At 73.1% G+C, this 16,377-nt stretch carries 13 protein-coding genes; 2 read left to right on the forward strand and 11 right to left on the reverse strand.

Annotated features, from left to right (window positions below; genetic code table 11):
* The first annotated feature begins 14 nt into the window (after window positions 1-14).
* Window positions 15-362: a VOC family protein gene (locus OG406_RS09320; RefSeq protein WP_081220216.1), complete on the forward strand. Its 348-nt coding sequence runs from the start codon at window positions 15-17 to the stop codon at window positions 360-362.
* Window positions 363-431: 69 nt separating this feature from the next.
* Here the strand turns inward: OG406_RS09320 and OG406_RS09325 are convergent, their stop codons facing one another.
* The 11 genes from OG406_RS09325 to OG406_RS09375 all read right to left on the reverse strand — a co-directional run bounded on the left by OG406_RS09325 (window position 432) and on the right by OG406_RS09375 (window position 15,052).
* Window positions 432-2,408: a DUF5107 domain-containing protein gene (locus OG406_RS09325; protein ID WP_329185245.1), complete on the reverse strand. Its 1,977-nt coding sequence runs from the start codon at window positions 2,406-2,408 to the stop codon at window positions 432-434.
* A 51-nt stretch (window positions 2,409-2,459) separates the two neighbouring features.
* Window positions 2,460-3,356 carry an arginase family protein gene (locus tag OG406_RS09330; protein ID WP_267048929.1) on the reverse strand — a complete coding sequence of 299 codons (897 nt, stop codon included), beginning with the start codon at window positions 3,354-3,356 and terminating at the stop codon, window positions 2,460-2,462.
* Between the two features lie 97 nt (window positions 3,357-3,453).
* Window positions 3,454-4,002: a GNAT family N-acetyltransferase gene (locus OG406_RS09335; protein ID WP_267048928.1), complete on the reverse strand. Its 549-nt coding sequence runs from the start codon at window positions 4,000-4,002 to the stop codon at window positions 3,454-3,456.
* A gap of 25 nt (window positions 4,003-4,027) precedes the next feature.
* On the reverse strand, window positions 4,028-4,276 hold the full coding sequence (locus OG406_RS09340) for a LapA family protein (RefSeq protein ID WP_164374321.1): 249 nt from the start codon (window positions 4,274-4,276) through the stop codon (window positions 4,028-4,030).
* A 111-nt stretch (window positions 4,277-4,387) separates the two neighbouring features.
* A complete protein-coding gene (locus tag OG406_RS09345) occupies window positions 4,388-6,190 on the reverse strand; it encodes a CocE/NonD family hydrolase (RefSeq protein ID WP_443067061.1) in 1,803 nt (600 codons plus the stop codon).
* A gap of 179 nt (window positions 6,191-6,369) precedes the next feature.
* On the reverse strand, window positions 6,370-7,317 hold the full coding sequence (locus tag OG406_RS09350) for a S66 peptidase family protein (protein ID WP_164374323.1): 948 nt from the start codon (window positions 7,315-7,317) through the stop codon (window positions 6,370-6,372).
* Window positions 7,318-7,699: 382 nt separating this feature from the next.
* The gene (locus tag OG406_RS09355) at window positions 7,700-9,673 is read right to left on the reverse strand and encodes a prolyl oligopeptidase family serine peptidase (protein WP_329185247.1); all 1,974 of its coding nucleotides are present in this window, start codon (window positions 9,671-9,673) and stop codon (window positions 7,700-7,702) included.
* 9 nt (window positions 9,674-9,682) lie between these two features.
* Window positions 9,683-10,996: a M20/M25/M40 family metallo-hydrolase gene (locus OG406_RS09360; RefSeq protein ID WP_329185248.1), complete on the reverse strand. Its 1,314-nt coding sequence runs from the start codon at window positions 10,994-10,996 to the stop codon at window positions 9,683-9,685.
* A complete protein-coding gene (locus OG406_RS09365) occupies window positions 10,989-11,822 on the reverse strand; it encodes a M55 family metallopeptidase (RefSeq protein WP_329185249.1) in 834 nt (277 codons plus the stop codon). Before OG406_RS09365 ends, OG406_RS09360 begins: the two co-directional genes overlap by 8 nt.
* A gap of 203 nt (window positions 11,823-12,025) precedes the next feature.
* Entirely contained in the window at window positions 12,026-14,416 is a 2,391-nt protein-coding gene (locus OG406_RS09370; protein ID WP_266851552.1) for an MFS transporter, read from the reverse strand.
* A gap of 192 nt (window positions 14,417-14,608) precedes the next feature.
* Window positions 14,609-15,052, reverse strand: coding sequence for an SRPBCC family protein (locus OG406_RS09375; RefSeq protein ID WP_081220206.1), 444 nt, complete (start codon window positions 15,050-15,052; stop codon window positions 14,609-14,611).
* A 181-nt stretch (window positions 15,053-15,233) separates the two neighbouring features.
* Here OG406_RS09375 and OG406_RS09380 point away from each other — a divergent pair, with 181 nt between their 5' ends.
* The gene (locus tag OG406_RS09380; RefSeq protein WP_266617430.1) at window positions 15,234-16,274 is read left to right on the forward strand and encodes an Rv2578c family radical SAM protein; all 1,041 of its coding nucleotides are present in this window, start codon (window positions 15,234-15,236) and stop codon (window positions 16,272-16,274) included.
* Window positions 16,275-16,377: the final 103 nt, after the last annotated feature.

Below are 16,377 nucleotides of genomic sequence, written 5' to 3' on the forward strand. Positions count from 1 at the left end.
CTAGGCTCGTCCGCATGGAGATTCTGGGAGCCACGCTGCGCGTCTGCGTCGACGACCTGGAGACTGCGGTCCCCTTCTACGAGCGGCTCGCCGGCGGCCGTGCGCTGCGCTTCGAGCGCGGCGGTGTGTCGGTCGCCGCGATCGGCTGTTTCCTGCTGATGAGCGGGCCCGAGTCGGAGCTGGAGGTGCTGCGCAAGGTCGCCGCGACGATCGCCGTCAAGGACGTCGAGGAGACCGGCCGGGTCCTCACCGAGCTGGGGGCCCGTGTCATCGCGGGCCCGGTGGCGACACCGGGCGGCCGCAACCTCATCGCCCTGCATCCGGACGGCTCGGTGTACGAGTACGCCGACCGCGACGGCTGACCGCGGGACCCCGGACTCCCGCCGTGCGGTGGGAGTCCGGGACCGTGGACACGGCGCGGCGCGGGCCGTTCAGAGGGCGGACGGCGGCCGCATGCGGAAGTCGTAGCGCGCGGGCAGGGGTTCGTCGCTGAGCCGGGACCACAGCAGACCGATGGTCTCCGCCCCCTCCCTCAGGTCGGCGACCTCGAAACCGGCGTCGAAGACGGCCCGCGCACCCGCGCGGTTCCCCTCGGCGAGCAGCAGCCCGGCCTCGACGAGGCGGAACCGGCCGCGCTCCCGTACGGCCTGCGGCAGCCGATCCCACACGGCACGGGCGTCGGCGGTGCGCCGTACGGCGAGCAGCGCCTCGATGGCCTCGCGGCCGAGCGCTGCCGTCGCCGCGGTCCAGCGCTCCCCGTCGTCGCGCCGTTCCCGGCACAGGTCGTCGAAGGCCTCCCGGTAGCGGTCGGCGGCCCGCTCGGGGTTGCCGCTCTGCTGGTCGGCGACGGCGAGGCAGCGCAGCAACGGCCAGATCGACGGGGCGAGTTCGAGCGCGCGCTCCCAGCTCCGCACGGCCTGGGCGAGATCACCGGCGTGCCACTGGGCCACCCCCAGGTGGTACTCGGCGGCGGGCACCGCGGGTGCCGTCTCCAGCATGTCGCGCCAGTGCGGGGCGACCAGCGACTCCCCGGGCGGGCCGGCCCGCCGGGGCTCGGGGAAGGCACCCGAGCGCAGCAGTTCGCGCCACGGCGCCTGGTCCTCGCCGAGTGTGGACTCGTCGAAGGGTGTCCCCGGCAGCTTGTGGGCGGCGCGCAGGACTTCGAGCGCTCCCCAGCCCGAGCCGATGGCGAGCACCTCGCCCGGTTCGGTGTCGGCGTGCGGCAGCCAGGCGGCGTACGCGGCGTCGACGGCGTCCCGGGGCAGGGCGCCGTCCAGCCGGCGTTCGGTCTCCGCCCGGGCGGCGTCCCAGTCCGTTCCGTGGACGGTCGCCGCGTCGACGGACAGCGGGCCGTACGCCTCCAGCCAGGAGATGTCGCTCTCCGCTTCGAGCCGCACGTGTTCGAGCTGGGTGCGGGCGAGTCCGGCCTGGATCTCGCAGTACCCGCCGGTGCCCGGCTCGGTGAGCCACTCCTGCCAGCGCCGGCCGCCGGGTCCCGAGCCCCAGACGAAGAGCTTGCGCCCGCGCAGGGTGTCGGTCGAGGTCTGCACGAGTCCGTCGCCCGCGTCGTCGAGCGCGGTGATCCAGCGGCGCTGCCCTTCGGGCACCTCGTAGAAGTAGTCCGCGGGGAAGGTGCTGTTCAGCGGATAGGTGCGGTCGGTTCCGTCGTACTCCGGCACGGGCACCGGGCGCAGCCGCCGCTCGTAGCCGAAGTGCCAGGCCTCCTCGGCCGGGGCGATCACCCGGCGCTCCTCGGGGACGGCGATGTTGGACCACCAGTACAGGGGCGTGGGCCGCTCGTGCGGGTTGCGGACGCGGACGCCGACGTACAGGAAGTCGGAGCCGTCCGGCAGCCAGAGGTCGACCTGGAAGGGGAGGTCGCGCAGCCGCTCCCATTCCCACAGGCGCAGCATCTCGCCGCCGTCGGGGGCGGGTACGCGCGCGGCGTGGACGGGTGAGCACGACAGGGTCGTGTGCCCGGTGGCGCCGATGTTCCACTCGATGCCGCCGGAGAACCACGCGCCGTTGAGGGCGAAGCAGGCGGGCTGCACCACCGGGTTCCGGTAGAGGAGTTCGCGGTGGGTGGGCTTGTGGAAGAGGGAGACGACGCGGCCTCCGTGGCCGGGCAGCACGGTGGCCCGCAGCCGGTCGTTCTCGATCACGACGGTGTCGAGCTCCGCGGGCCGGCGCTCGCGTCCGTAGCCGTCGCGGATGCGCTCCGGCAGCACGCTGTGCAGCGGCTCGTAACCTATCTGGCGGGCCATGTCGCGCGGCAGGCCGACGCGGTCGCGGTCGTCGATGGTGTGGGTCTCGTCGAGGGTCCGCAGGGGCGGCAGCGGGTTGCTCGGTCCCAAGTCCGCCGCCGGGAGGGTCAGTACGTCACGTCGGATCGTCGTCACGATGACCATGGAACATGGTCATCGGTCAGCTGACCAGGGTCTCCGCTCGTCAGGTTCGGGTCAGGATTGCGCAAAGGCCCCGACGACGACGTCCGCGAGGAGCGCGCCCGCGGTGCCGTCGGGGTCCAGGTCGGGGTCGTAGATGGTGATGTTGAGGCCGACGCAGCGCGGGGAGCGGACCAAGGGGCCGAGCAGCGCGAGGAGTTCGTCGGGAAACAGACCGCCGGGGTCCGGGCTGTCCACGGCGGGCATCACCGTGGGGTCGAGGCAGTCGGCGTCGAGGTGCACCCAGAAGCCGTCCAGCCGCGGGAGTTCGAGGGCGGCGAGGGAGGCGCGGGCGGTCGCGTCCGCGCCCCGGGTGCGCAGGTCCCCGACGGTCGTCGTGGGAATCCTCAGGGCGGCGAGCTCCTCCAGGTCGGAGTCGTCGTCGCGGATCCCGAAGAGGTGGACGTCCTCGTCCCTCAGATAGGGCCGCAGCCCTTCGAGATCGGACAGGTCCTCCTGGCCGCGCCCGGTGGCGATCGCGAGCTCCTCGCCGCCCGCCGCGCCGATCCGCTCGGAGTTGCCGGGGTGCCGGAAGTCGGCGGAACCGTCGACGGCCGCGAGCCCGAACCGTCCGATGCGGCGCAGCGCGAGGGAGGCGCCGAGCTGGATGGAGCAGTCCCCGCCGAGGACGACGGGCAGATCGCCGTCGCGGACGTGCCGCTCGACCCGGTCGGCGAGGATCCGCGTGTAGTGGGCGATGGCCGCCGCGTTGAAGACGCCGTCGCCCTCCTTCCAGTCGCCCCGGTCGTAGCGCGGGGGCACGACGACCCCGCCCTCCAGGGCGCCGAGCCGCTGCACGATCCGCTGTTCCCGCAATGCGCCGGCCAGTTTGTAGCAGCCGGGCACGGTGCCGGGGGCGGGTGGCCGCAGGCCCAGGTTGGAAGGGGCGTCCAGTACGACGATGTTCCGCATGGGGTCATCCTCACCCGTCGGACGGCGCCCGTGGAAGGGGATCGCGGAGCGGTCGGACGGGGCGGCCGCTCCGCGTCCGGCGCGCGCGGCCGGGCGGTCAGCGGGACGCGGTCATCTCCGCCGTGATCGCCCACCGTTCGTGGTCGCGCCAGGCGCCGTCGACGTGGATGAAGGCCGGCGAGAACCCTTCGAGGCGGAAGCCGCACCGCCGGGCGAGGGCGATGGACGCGGCGTTGCCCGGCTGCACGTTGAGCTCCAGCCGGTGCAGCCCCATCGTCCCGAAGGCGTATCGGACGACGAGTCCGAGGCCCTCGGACATGAGCCCGCGGCCGGCGGCGTGCGCGAACGCCCCGTAGCCGAGGGCGCCGCACAGGAAGCCGCCCTCGACGATGTTGTTGATGTTGACGAAGCCGGCGATGCCCCCGCCGTCGCGTTCGCAGACGAGGAACCCGGCCTTGGTCCGGTCCTCGATGAGCCGTCCCGCGTACGCGGCGTAGCCGTCGGGGCTGCCGGGCGGGAACAGCCACGGCTGGTGGAGGCTCTTGCTCTCCCTGGCCCGCGCGGTGAACTCGTCACCGTCGTCGAGGGTGAAGTGGCGCAGGCCCACCCGCGGGCCCTCGGCGAGATAACCGGCGTTCTCAGGCATCCCGTCACCCTAGTCGAGCACGTGATCAGCGCCTGCGTCGCATGGCGTACGCACCGCACAGCGCGCCGATCAGCGCGGTGGCGAGGAGGGCCACCCACAGCGGCATGGTCACCTCGGGGACGATCAGCCGGATCCTGGTGCTGCGGGTGTTCTCGAAGATGAAGATCAGGGCGAGGACGCCCAGCACGGCGACGACGATCCTGGCGGGCGTCATCGGCCCTTCGCGGGTGCTCTTGCCGCTGGTGGGGGCGTTCTCGGTGGTCTTGCGACTCATGCGTCCAGCATGGGCCCGAAGGCACGGGTCCGCACGACGGGAGGATCTCGGCAAGGCCGGGACCACCCGTCGCGGCTCCCGGCGCCGGTCCCCCGCGACCGGTCCCGGGGCTCAGCCGGCGACGACCGGCAGCTCCAGGGTCCCGGTGTCGCCGGGCGCGCTCGTCACGGTCACCGGCTTCACTCCCCTGTTCCCGGTGTACGCGTCGTCGCTGGCGGCGACGACGAACCGGAGCCGGTGGCCGGCCTCGTACCGGTGGACGATGCCGGGCAGGGTGACGGTGAAGCTCTTCGTCACGTCCGGGACGCGTACCGGGGCGACCAGCCGGTGCACGAGCGCCTTGCTGCCGTCGGGTGCCACGTCGTACAGCTTGGCGAAGAGGACCAGCTTGTCGGCGGCGTCGCCCGAGTGCTGGACCCGCTCGGTCACCGGGGAGACGACCTTCAGCCGGGCCCGGGGCGAGCCGACGACGTCGAGGGGCCGGGTCAGCGGTTCGCCGGTCCAGCCGAGGAAGGTGCCCGCGATGTCGTACGGAGCCGGGTCGGCCAGCCCGGCCAGGGCGGCGAGGGAACGCTCGGAGTGACTGCTCGGCACCAGCAGGTTGCGGTACACCCGGCTGCCGCGGGCGACCTTCGCGCGGTTGTCGACCAGCTTCCCGTCCCCGGAGAGGTACAACGTCCGGTCGGGCACGGGCACCCGAGGGGCGGTGGCGTACCTGGCGTCGGGGTCCGTGATCCAGTCGCGGTAGTAGGCGAGGGCGGGCCCGGTGCCGGCGCCCGCTCGGCGGTTCAGATAGCGGTCGAACCAGGCGAGGACCCGCCGGCCGACATAGCTGGTCTCCAGATTGCCCTGGCTCAGGCTGAGTTCACCGGTCGCGGGATCGGTGAGGCCCCCGCTGTGTCCCCAGGACTGCCAGATCATCCGGGCCTCGGTGCCCTGTGTCGTCAGCGTCCTGTACGTCGCTGTCGCCTCGTTGAGGTTGAAGAGGCTGTCGGCCTGCCCCTGGACGAGCAGGGTGGGCGCCCGCACGCTCCGCAGGTACGAGACGGGCGAGACGCGGCGCGCGTACCGCAGCAGCGACTCCGTCCGGGCGGCGGGGTAGGTCCCCGAGTTCAGGGTGCGCACGGTGGCGCAGGCGTCGGTCACGAAGTGCAGGCAGCCGAGGGTGTTGACGCGGGTGGGGTCCAGGTTGGCCGTGGTGAGCGGCTGGCTCTCGCCGATCAGGTAGAAGCCGTTGCCCCACTGCCATTTGAAGGCGCCGGGCACCTGCCGGGCACCGGCCGCGTTGTTCGGGGCGAGGGCGTACGCGAGGTCGTTCCAGGTGATGAGCGGGACGAGGGCGTCGACGCGGTGGTCGACGGCGGCCGTGGCCATCTGGACGGCGCCTCCGTACGAGCCGCCGATCATGCCGACGCGGGGGTCGTCCCGGCCGTCCCGGGTGACGTAGTCGACCGTCGTGCCGTCGTCGGCGGCGCGGGTGCCCGCGAGGAAGTCGACGAGTCCGGAGGCGGCGCGCCCGTCGATGCCCGGGTCGTCGAGGGAGATCAGGCATCCCGACTTCCCGAAGCCGAGCCCCGAGTAGACGAGGCTCACGTAGCCGCGGGCGGCGAACGCCTTGCCGATGCCGTCCGTGGAGCCGTCCGCCTTGCTGCCGCCGAAGCCGTTGGTCGCGAGGACGGCGGGCGCGGGATGCGCCCGGTCCACTCCAGCGGGCCGGTACAGGTCGGCGTCGACCGTGCAGTCGCGGTCGCCGGCCCGGACGGTGAAGGTGAGCGGCGTGACCGTGTACCCGTCGGTGGCCGAGGCCGCGGGCGCGGTGAACGCGAGCGGCGCGGCCAGCGCCGCACCGAGCGCCAGGGCGAGCGGTGCACGGGACGCGGACCCGCGCGAGCGACCGGACACGAAGACCTCCACGCTGAGGACGACCGACGGGCCACGGCGGGTCCGCCGGGCCGGGACCCGTGGACGCGCCGCGCTACCGACCGGTACATACCGGTCGGTAGTCATGCTGTGACACGTGTCATCCGGGGTCAATCACCGGTAAGAGTGGTTCTCGACAGGGCTGCGGTGACCGTGTCGCGCGTCCCGTGCCGTCAGGCCAGCGCGGGCTCCTCCAGGGTCAGCGTCCCGGCGTCCGCGTCGAGTTCGGCCCGGAGGCCGAACGGCATCGTCAGCGCGCCCTCGGCGTGCCCGAAGCCGAAGTGCTCGACGACGGGCACCCCGAGGTCCCCGAGACGGTCGGCGAACACCGCGCGCAGTTCCTCGTAGGGCCCGCAGTCGACCCAGGAGCCGAGGGCGATCCCGGCCACGCCGTCCAGCCAGCCGGCGCGCAGCAGTTGGGTCAGGATCCGGTCCGTGCGGTAGGCCTCCTCGCCGATGTCCTCGATCAGGAGGAGACCGCCGCGGGCGGACGGGCGGGCGTGCGGGGTGCCGAGGTCGGCGGCGAGCAGGGACACGCAGCCGCCCAGGGTGACACCGCTCGCCCGGCCGGGCACCAGCGCGCCGGCCTCACCGGAGGAGAGGGTCCGCACGGAGTCCGGTTCGAAGAGGGTGGCCCGCAGGTGCTCCTGCGCCCGTGCGTTCTTCAGGAAGTCGAGGGCCGCGATCATCGGTCCGTGCAGGGTGGCGAGCCCGACGCGGGTCGCGAACGCCTCGTGCAGTGCGGTGATGTCGCTGAACCCGAGGAAGACCTTGGGACCGGCGGCCCGGATCGCGTCCCAGTCGAGCAGGTCGACCATGCGCTGCGCGCCGTAGCCGCCGCGGGCGCACAGCACCGCCGACACGTCCGGGTCGCACCAGGCGGCCTGGAGGTCGGCGGCCCGGTCCGCGTCCGTCCCGGCGAGGTAGCGGAACTCGCCGTGCCGGTCGAGGACATGGGGGCCCACCACCGGGTCGAGGTCCCAGCCGCGCAGGATGTCGAGACCGGCTTCGAGGCGCTCCTCGGGGACGGGCCCGCTGGGCGCGACCACGGCGACGCGCGCCCCGGCGGCGAGCCGCGCCGGCCGGGTCAGGGGGGTGACGGTCGAGGTCGTTCGGGTCACGCGTACTGCTCCCGTTCCTGGTGCTGATCTTCGTGCGGGTCTTGCTGGTCGTGCTGGTCGTGCGGGTGACTACCGCTCGTGCGGCGGCCTTCCGCGCAACGGCCTTCCGTGCGGCGGCCGTTCGCAGCGTGGCCGCTCGTGCAGCTGTCGTCCGCAGCGTGGCCGCCCGTGCAGCTGTCGCCCGTGCGGCGGCCGTTCGCAACGTGGCCGTCCGTGCGGCGGCCATTCGCAGCGTGGCCGCCCGTGCGGCGGCCGTTCGCAGGGTGGCCGTCCGGGCGGCGGTCGTTCGTGTGCCGGTCGTGGGCGTGCGCGGCCACCCGGTCCGCCGCCGCCCCGGACCGAGCGGCGCCTGTCCCGGTCGGGTTCCCGGGCCGCGCCGGCCTCACTTGGTCAGCTCCAGGGTGGGGACGTCCGGCGGGTTCAGGCCGAACACCTGCGCGTACAGGGAGAGTTCGGCCTCCAGGGCGCGGACCATCGTCTCGGCGCGCCGGAAGCCGTGGCCCTCGCCCTCGAAGGCGATGTAGGCGTGCGGGACCCGGCGGCCCTCCTCCGCCAGCCGGGCCAGGAAGCGCTCGCACTGCACGGGCGGGCAGATGGCGTCGTCGAGTCCCTGGAGCAGCAGGAACGGGGCGGTGATCCGGTCGGCGTGCTCGGACGGCGACCGCTCGGCGTAGCGGCCGGGCACCTCGGCGATGGGCCCGACCAGCGACTCCAGGTACTGCGACTCGAAGTCGTGGGTCTCGCCGGAGGCCCAGCCGGTGAGGTCCAGGATCGGGTAGATGATCGTGCCGCAGGCGTACACGTCGGTGACGGCGAGGGAGGCGGCGGTCGTCCAGCCGCCCGCGCTGCCGCCTCGGATCGCGAGGCGCCGCCGGTCGGCGGTGCCCTCCGCCGCGAGCGCGAGCGCGACGGCCGCGCAGTCCTCGACGTCGACGACGCCCCACTGCTCGCGCAGCCGGTTGCGGTACTCGCGTCCGTAGCCCGTCGAACCGCCGTAGTTGACCTCGGCGACCCCGATGCCCCGGGAGGTGAAGTAGGCGATCTCCAGGTCCAGGACGAGGGGCGAGCGGCCGGTGGGGCCGCCGTGCACCCACACGACGTACGGCGGCAGTTCGTCGCCGGGCGCGACGTGGCCGGGATGGTGCGGCGGGTAGACGTGCGCGTGGATCTCGCGTCCGGCGGGTCCGGTGAAGGAGCGGATCTGGGGCTCGGGGTAGTGCGCGGGGTCCACCGGGTCGTCGTGCGCGGCGCCGACCACCCGGGCCCGCCCGGTGCGCGCGTCCAGCTCGACGACCTCGTACGCGCTGCGGGGGCTCGCTCCGACGCCGACGATCCTGGTGCCCTGTGCGGCGAGGGTCGGGGCGAACTCCGTCCAGGGTCCGGCCGCGTCGACGAGCTCGCCGGTCTCCGGGTCGAGTATCCCGAGCGCGGTGGACCCCAGTCCGTGCACGACCGCGATCAGGCCGCTGTCCAGGGGGGCGAACCAGCGGTTCCCGACGCGCCAGAGCGATCCGCCGAACTCCTCCTCGCGCGGGCAGACGGCCACGCTCTCGCCGTCCGCGCCGAGTCGGTGGAGGTTCCACCAGCCGGTGCGGTCGCTGACGTACAGGAGGGTGCCGTCCGATGCCCACTCGGCCTGGACGACGGACTCCTCCGGGCCTCCCGCGACGGTGCACGGGCCGGACAGCGTGCCGCCCTCGGTGACGTCCGCGAGGATCACCTCGGTGCCGTCCCAGGGCATCCGGGGGTGGTCCCAGGCGAGCCACGCCGCCTGCCGGCCGTCGGGCGAGATCCGGGGTCCGGTCACGAACCGGTGCCGGCCGTCGGACAGTTCACGGACGGCGTCGCGGTCCCGCGCCGCCGAGCCGTCGAGCGGTACGGCGGCGAGGACCCGGCGCACGTCGCTCGGGCCGTCGCCGGTGAACTCCTCCAGGACGCACCACACCTCGTCCCGCTCCCCGCGGATCTGCGGGTCGACCCAGCGCAGTCCGCCGCCCACGTGCGAGACGGGCGTCAGCGGGATCGGTTCGGCGCCGGGTTCCCAGCGGTAGAGGCGCTGGTCGGAGAAGTCGACGAAGACGATCAGGGGCCCCTCGGCGCGCATGACGCCGGCCCAGGGGAGGCCGCCGTACTCGATGACGCGACTGCGCACGTTCCACGGTGCGGGCAGGACCGACTCCTGCCGGCCGTCCTCCGTCCGGCGCACCAGGGTGCGCCGCCCGCCCTCGGTGGGCCGGGGTTCGGTCCACCAGACCTCGGCGCCGACGAAGCCGGCGAACTCGGGGTGCCCGTCGTGCGCGGCGGCGAGCGTCGCGTCGATCGGCGAGGGCCAGGATCCGTAGGGCAAGGTCTGCATGTCGTCCCCCTAGGCCGTGCGCAGAAAGCGGTCGAGAACGCGGACGCCGAAGTGGAGCGCCTCGACCGGCACCCGCTCGTCGACTCCGTGGAACAGGGCTTGGTAGTCGAAGCCCTCGGGCAGCTTCAACGGGGCGAATCCGTAGCCGGTGATGCCGAGGCGGGAGAACTGCTTGGCGTCCGTGCCGCCGGACATGCAGTACGGCACGACATGGCCCTCGGGGGCGAACTCCTCGACGGCCGCCCGCATCCGCGCGTACGTCGGGGTGTCGAGGGGGGCCTGGAGCGCCACCTCGTGGTGCTCGAACTCCCACTCCACGTCGGGTCCGGTGAGCCGGTCCATGGTGGCGCGGAACTCGTCCTCGCCGCCGGGGAGATAGCGGCCGTCCACATGGGCGACGGCCTCTCCCGGAATCACGTTGATCTTGTAACCGGCGCTCAGCATCGTCGGGTTGGAGCTGTTGCGGACCGTCGGCTCGACGAGGGCCGCGGCCGGGCCGAGCTTCTGGAGCAGGTTGTCGACGCCGCTCGGGTCGCCCAGGTCCGGGTCCACGCCGTACACGGCGGCGAGTTCGGTCAGGGCGGCCCGGACGGTCGGGGTGAGGCGCAACGGCCACTCGTGGTCGCCGATGCGGGTGACGGCGGCGGCGAGACGGGTCACCGCGTTGCTCCGGTTCACCTTGGAGCCGTGGCCGGCGCGGCCCCGCGCGGTGAGCCTGAGCCAGCCGGTGCCGCGCTCGCCCGCCGCGATCGGGTAGAGCTGCCGGCCGCTGCCGTCGTGGAAGGTGAAGGCCCCCGACTCGCTGATCCCCTCGGTGCAGCCCTCGAAGAGTCCCGGATGCCGGTCGGCGAGGAAGCCCGAGCCGTCCTCGGCGCTCGCCTCCTCGTCCGCGGTGAAGGCGATGACGAGGTCGCGGCGGGGCCGTACTCCTTCGCGGGCCCAGGAGCGGAGGACGGCGAGGATCATCGCGTCCATGTTCTTCATGTCGACCGCGCCGCGCCCCCAGACGACGCCGTCGCGGACCTCACCGGAGAACGGGTGGACGGTCCAGTCCTCCGCCTGGGCGGGCACCACGTCCAGGTGACCGTGGACGAGGAGGGCGTCGGCGGTCGGGTCGGTGCCCGGCACGCGGGCGACGACGTTGGTCCGCCCCTCGGTGCGCTCCAGGAGGGTGGGCTCCAGGCCTGCCTCGGCCAGGAGTGCCGCGGCGTACTCGGCGGCGGGGCGCTCGCGGCAGTCGCCGCCGCCCCGGTTGGTGGTGTCGATCCGGATGAGGTCGGAGGTGAACCGGACGACCTCGTCCAGTGCCTGCGCGTCAGCCATACTGCTCCTCCACCGCGGCCGAGACGATCGTGGTGACCGCCTTGAACGTCCGGATCCCCTCGTACATGGTGGCGCTGGTGTAGGCGATCTTCCGCTCACCGGTGCGGTCCACCCCGGGCACGACGGTGGCGGCCATCGCCAGGTGTTCGGCGTCGAACTCCAGGGCGACGGTGAACGGTCCCGCGGCGACGGGCTCGTGCCGCACGGCGAGCGCCGCGGCCTCCTTGGCGGCCGCCCGGATGTCGGCGGCGGTCCTGGCGGGGGTGCGGCACACGGCCGCGTACCGCGACACGTGGTCCTTCACGGCGACCTTCAGGGCACCCGGCGCGTACCCGAGGGCGTCCTCGCACGCCACGTCGTCGCCGGTGACCAGCACCACCGGCACGCCGTACTCGGCGACCACGCGTGCGTTCAGCAGGCCCTCGCTCGCGCGCACCCCGTCGACCCACACGCCGGTGATCGAGTTCGCGAGGTAGGTGTGGGCGAGGACGCCCTCCATGCCGGCGCCGGCGTGATAGCCGACGAACGCGATGCCGTCCACGTCGTCGTGCTGCACGCCCTCGACCATGGACAGCGACTTGTGCCGGCCGGTGAGCATCTCGGCTCTTTCGTCGAGCCGCTCCAGCAGGAGGTTGCGCATGGTCCAGTGGGCCTCGTTGATCAGCACCTCGTCGGCGCCGCCGTCGAAGAAGCCGAGCACCGCGGCGTTCACGTCCGAGGTGAACATCGCGCGGCAGCGCTCCCACTGTGGGGTGCCCGGCAGCACGTCGGCCGGCCAGGTCACACCGGTGGCGCCTTCCATGTCGGCGCTGATGAGGATCTTCATGCCGGAAACCGTACGCGCTTGTGCCCGGGCCCGGCAGAGCCTGTGGACAACTCTCACCGGTCCAGACCACTGGCGTCACTCGGTACGCCCCGCCATCAGCTCTTTCGACATGGTCCGCGGCGCGGCTCCTCCGTCGCGCGGGCGGCGGAGGGAGCCCTGCCGTACGGTCGAACGCACCCGTCGGGGAGCGCGTTCCTGCCGGGTCAGTCCTCGTGCCCCAGTTGCAGGTCCCGTTCCGTGCGGCCTCCGCCGGCGACCTGGAGCACGGTGGCCACGGGCGGGTAGCCGGCCGCGATGACGGTGTACTCGCCGGACGCCAGGTCGACGAACCGGAACGTGCCGTCGGGTCCGGTGGTGAGGGTGTCCACCACGTTGCCCGCGGCGTCCAGGAGGGTCACACGCGCGTCCTCGACGGGGCGTCCGCCGCCCGCCCGGACGGTGCCGCGCAGCACGGCGCCGCCCGCGAGTTCGACGTCCTGGCGGGTCTCGCGCGCGGCCTGGACGGTCACGGGGAGGGCGGCGGGGCGGAACGCGGGCGCGCTGGAGGCCAGGGTGTACTCGCCGGCCACCAGTTCGGTGATCACGTACCCGCCCTCGCGTCCGCTGCGGGTGGTGGCGACGACCTCGCCGTGCACGTTGGTGAGGGTGACGGTGGCCTCCCGCACCGGGGTGCCGTCCGCGGTCAGCACGCTGCCGGCGAGACGGCCGGCGCCGCCGAGCACGACGTCGAGTTCGACGGGTCGTTCGCCGACGGTCACGGAGACGGCCTGCGGCTGGTGTCCACCGGCCGCGGCGATCAGCACGTACGATCCCGCGCCGGGTGTGGACAGCGCGTACCGCCCGTCCTCGCCGCTGGCGCCCCGCCCGATCTGCTGTCCCCCGACGTCGATGAGGGTGAGGGCGGCCCGGGGGACGACCGTGCCGTCGGAGTGCTGCACCGTGCCACAGACGGGGATCCCGGCGGCGTGTCCCGAACGGGCCGGCGGGATGGGGGTGTTCACCTGCGCGGACTCCGGCTCGGCGGTGGGGGCGTTGTGGGACACCAGCGGTTTCTCCTTGAGGAAGAAGGCGATGACCAGTCCGAGGACGAGGACCGGCACGAGGTAGAGGAAGATCCGCGGCATGGCGTCCGCGTACGCGCCGATGTACTGGTCGCGCAGGGCGGCGGGCATCGCGTGGACGAGCTGCGGGGTGATGGACTCGGCCTCCCCGGCGGGGGCGCCGGCGCGCGCGGGGAGGCGTTCGGCGAGGGCGTCTGCCAGCCGGTTGGCGAACAGGGTGCCGAAGATGGCGGCGCCGACGCTGCCGCCGATCTGCCGGAAGTAGTTGTTGGCGCTGGTCGCGGTGCCGAGGTCGGCCGGGCGCACGGAGTTCTGCACGGCGAGCACCAGGACCGGCATCACCATGCCGATGCCGGCGCCGAGGACCGCCATCCAGAGGCTGTAGTGCAGCCGGGGGGTGTCGACCTCGAGGTGCGAGAGCAGCCACATGCCGACGACGGAGAGGGCGCCGCCGAGGATGGGGAAGAGCTTGTAGCGGCCGGTGCGGCTGATGAGCTGGCCGGAGACGATGGAGGCGCCGACGATGCCGCCCATCATGGGCAGCATCAGCAGTCCGGACTCGGTGGCGCTGGCGCCGTCGACCATCTGCAGGAAGGTCGGCAGGTAGCTGGCGGCGCCGAAGAGGGCGACCCCGACGACCAGGCCGACGAGCGCGGTGACGTTGAAGACGCTGTCCTTGAACAGCCTCAGCGGGATGAGGGGTTCGACGGCGAAGCGTTCGACGACGAGGAACAGCGCGGTCGCGGCGAGGGCGCCGGCGGCGAGCCCGAGGATGGCGCGCGAGCCCCAGGCGTACTCGGTGCCGCCCCAACTGGTCAGCAGGACGAGGCAGGTGGACGCGGCGGCGAGAAGGAGGATGCCGAGGACGTCGACGCGCCCGCGGACGGACGGTTTCGGCAGCTTGAGCACGACGGTGACGACCGCGAGGGTGAGCAGACCGAAGGGCACGTTGATGTAGAAGCACCAGCGCCAGGAGAGGTGGTCCGTGAAGTAGCCGCCGAGCAGCGGGCCCGCGACCGACGCGAGCCCGAACGCGGCGCCGATCAGACCCATGTAGCGGCCGCGCTGCCGGGGCGGCACGATGTCCGCGATGATCGCCTGCACACCGATCATCAGGCCGCCGGCGCCGGTGCCCTGGACCGCGCGGAAGGCGATGAGCTGGTCCATGGTCTGCGCCCGGCCGGCGAGCGCCGAGCCGATCACGAAGACGACGATGGCGAACTGGAAGACGCCCTTGCGGCCGAAGAGGTCGCCGAGCTTGCCGTAGACCGGGAGTCCGACGGTGGAGGTGAGCAGGTAGGCGGTGATCGCCCAGGACATCTTGTCCAGGCCGTGCAGCTCCCCGACGATCCTCGGGAGCGCGGTGGCGACGATCATCTGCTCCAGGGCGGCGAGGAGCAGCGCCAGCATGAGCCCGCAGAAGACCAACCGCACCTGGCGCGGGGCGAGTCCGGCGGGCTCGACGGCCGGCGGCGCGACCTCCGGCGGGGGTGCGACGACCGGTTCGTCCTGCACCAGAGTGATCCCGCCCACGTACCGCTCCCCTCGTCGCACCCACGCACAATTGCCGCTTATGGCGACAACTGCGAGCAAGCGCGACGAGTTACGGCACGAACGCCGGCGGACGGGAGATCCACTCGAACCGGTGAGAGAGCAACACGCCCTCGGGCGGCCCCTCTTGACGGTGGCGAGCCCCGCCGGGGGGTTACCGCCGCGTCGCCGGCGTCACTTCTCGGCGTGGGCGGCGAGGTTGGCGAGCTCCGCGTCGTAGATGCGGGCGAGGCCCTTGGGCGCGAAGGTCCGCTCGAAGAAGCCCCCGATGCCGCCCGCGCCGTTCCAGACGCTGGTCACCACGACACGCGACGCCCCCTCACCGGCCGGGGTCACCCGCCAGGTGGTCACCATGGAGGAATTGCGGTCCTTCTCGACGAGTTCGCCGTCGGTGGGCTCGGTCACCTCGAGGAGGCAGTCCCGGACGCGCTTGCTGGTGGCCTGGAGCTTCCAGTGCACGAGGGTGCCCTCGCCGTCGCCGCCCTCGCGGACCTCGTACTCGCTGAAGTGCTCGGGCAGCAGCTTCTGCCGCGTGCCGCTGTAGTCGGCCAGGGCGTCGAACACCGCCTCCGCGTCCGCCGCGATGACCCGCTCCGTCGTCGCCTCGACCTGCGCCATGGCACTTCCTCCAGCAGTTGGTTCCTCGGGTGTGCGGTCAGCCAACCACCCGGCGGCCCGGGCGCCCAAATCGGGGTGCCCGCGGGCTACGGGCCGGGCCGGCCGGGCTTCCGGGAAACACGGTCGCACGATCAAGGGAACATGTGTTCTATTCTGTGGTCAGTGCTACCGAGGAGGCGTCATGCGCTGGGAGAACCTGACCGTGGACCCCGCCGGGGACCCCGCCCGGGACGCCGCGCTGTTCGGCGCGGACCGGGTGACGACACGAACGTTCGACACCCCCGAGTTCCGGGGGATCACCTTCCACGAGATCCGGGCGCGCTCGATCGTGAACCGGGTGCCGGGGGCGTCCCGGATGCCGTTCGAGTGGACCGTCAATCCGTACCGGGGCTGCACGCACGCGTGCGTCTACTGTTTCGCGCGCAAGACGCACAGCTATCTGGACCTCGACACCGGCCTCGGCTTCGACTCGCAGATCGTGGTCAAGGTCAACGCTCCGGAGCTGCTGCGCCGCCAGCTCGCCTCGCACCGCTGGCACGGCGAGCACATCGCGATGGGCACCAACGTCGACTGCTACCAGCGCGCCGAGGGCCGGTACCGGCTGATGCCAGGCATCATCGCGGCCCTGCGCGACCACGCGAACCCCTTCTCCATCCTGACCAAGGGCACGCTCATCCTGCGCGACCTGGACCTGCTGAGGCAGGCGGCCGAGGTGACCGACGTCGGGATCTCGGTGTCCGTGGGGTTCACCGACGCCGAGCTGTGGCGCACCGTCGAGCCGGGCACGCCGGCCCCGGAGCGCCGTCTGGACGTCGTCCGCACCCTCACGGACCACGGCATCGACTGCGGCGTCCTGATGGCGCCCGTGATCCCGTTCCTCGGCGACCATCCCGCCCAACTGCGCGCCACCGTACGGGCGATCGCGGCCTCGGGGGCGACCTCGGTGACCCCGCTGGTGCTGCATCTGCGGCCCGGCGCCCGCGAGTGGTTCATGGCCTGGCTCGGGCACCACCACCCGCATCTCGTACCGCGCTACGAGCGGCTGTACGCGGAGGGCGCCTACGCCCCGAAGTGGTACCAGCGCCGGATCACCCGCCAGGTCCACGAGCTGGCCGAGGAGTACGGCATCGGTCCCACGCGCGCGGGGATGCCGCGCCGGATCACCGCCCCCGAGCCACAGGCCCCGGCGGCCCCGGAGCCCACCCAGCTCACGCTTCTCTGACACTCCCTCAGGACACCTGGCCGGAAAGGGCCGAAGGGTGGCCCGCGGCGGCATCCGAGCGCATCGGGCGGACCAATCGGGTCGAGTCTCGCCGGAACGCGTT

This window comes from Streptomyces sp. NBC_01428, from assembly GCF_036231965.1.
Taxonomy (GTDB): Bacteria; Actinomycetota; Actinomycetes; order Streptomycetales; family Streptomycetaceae; genus Streptomyces.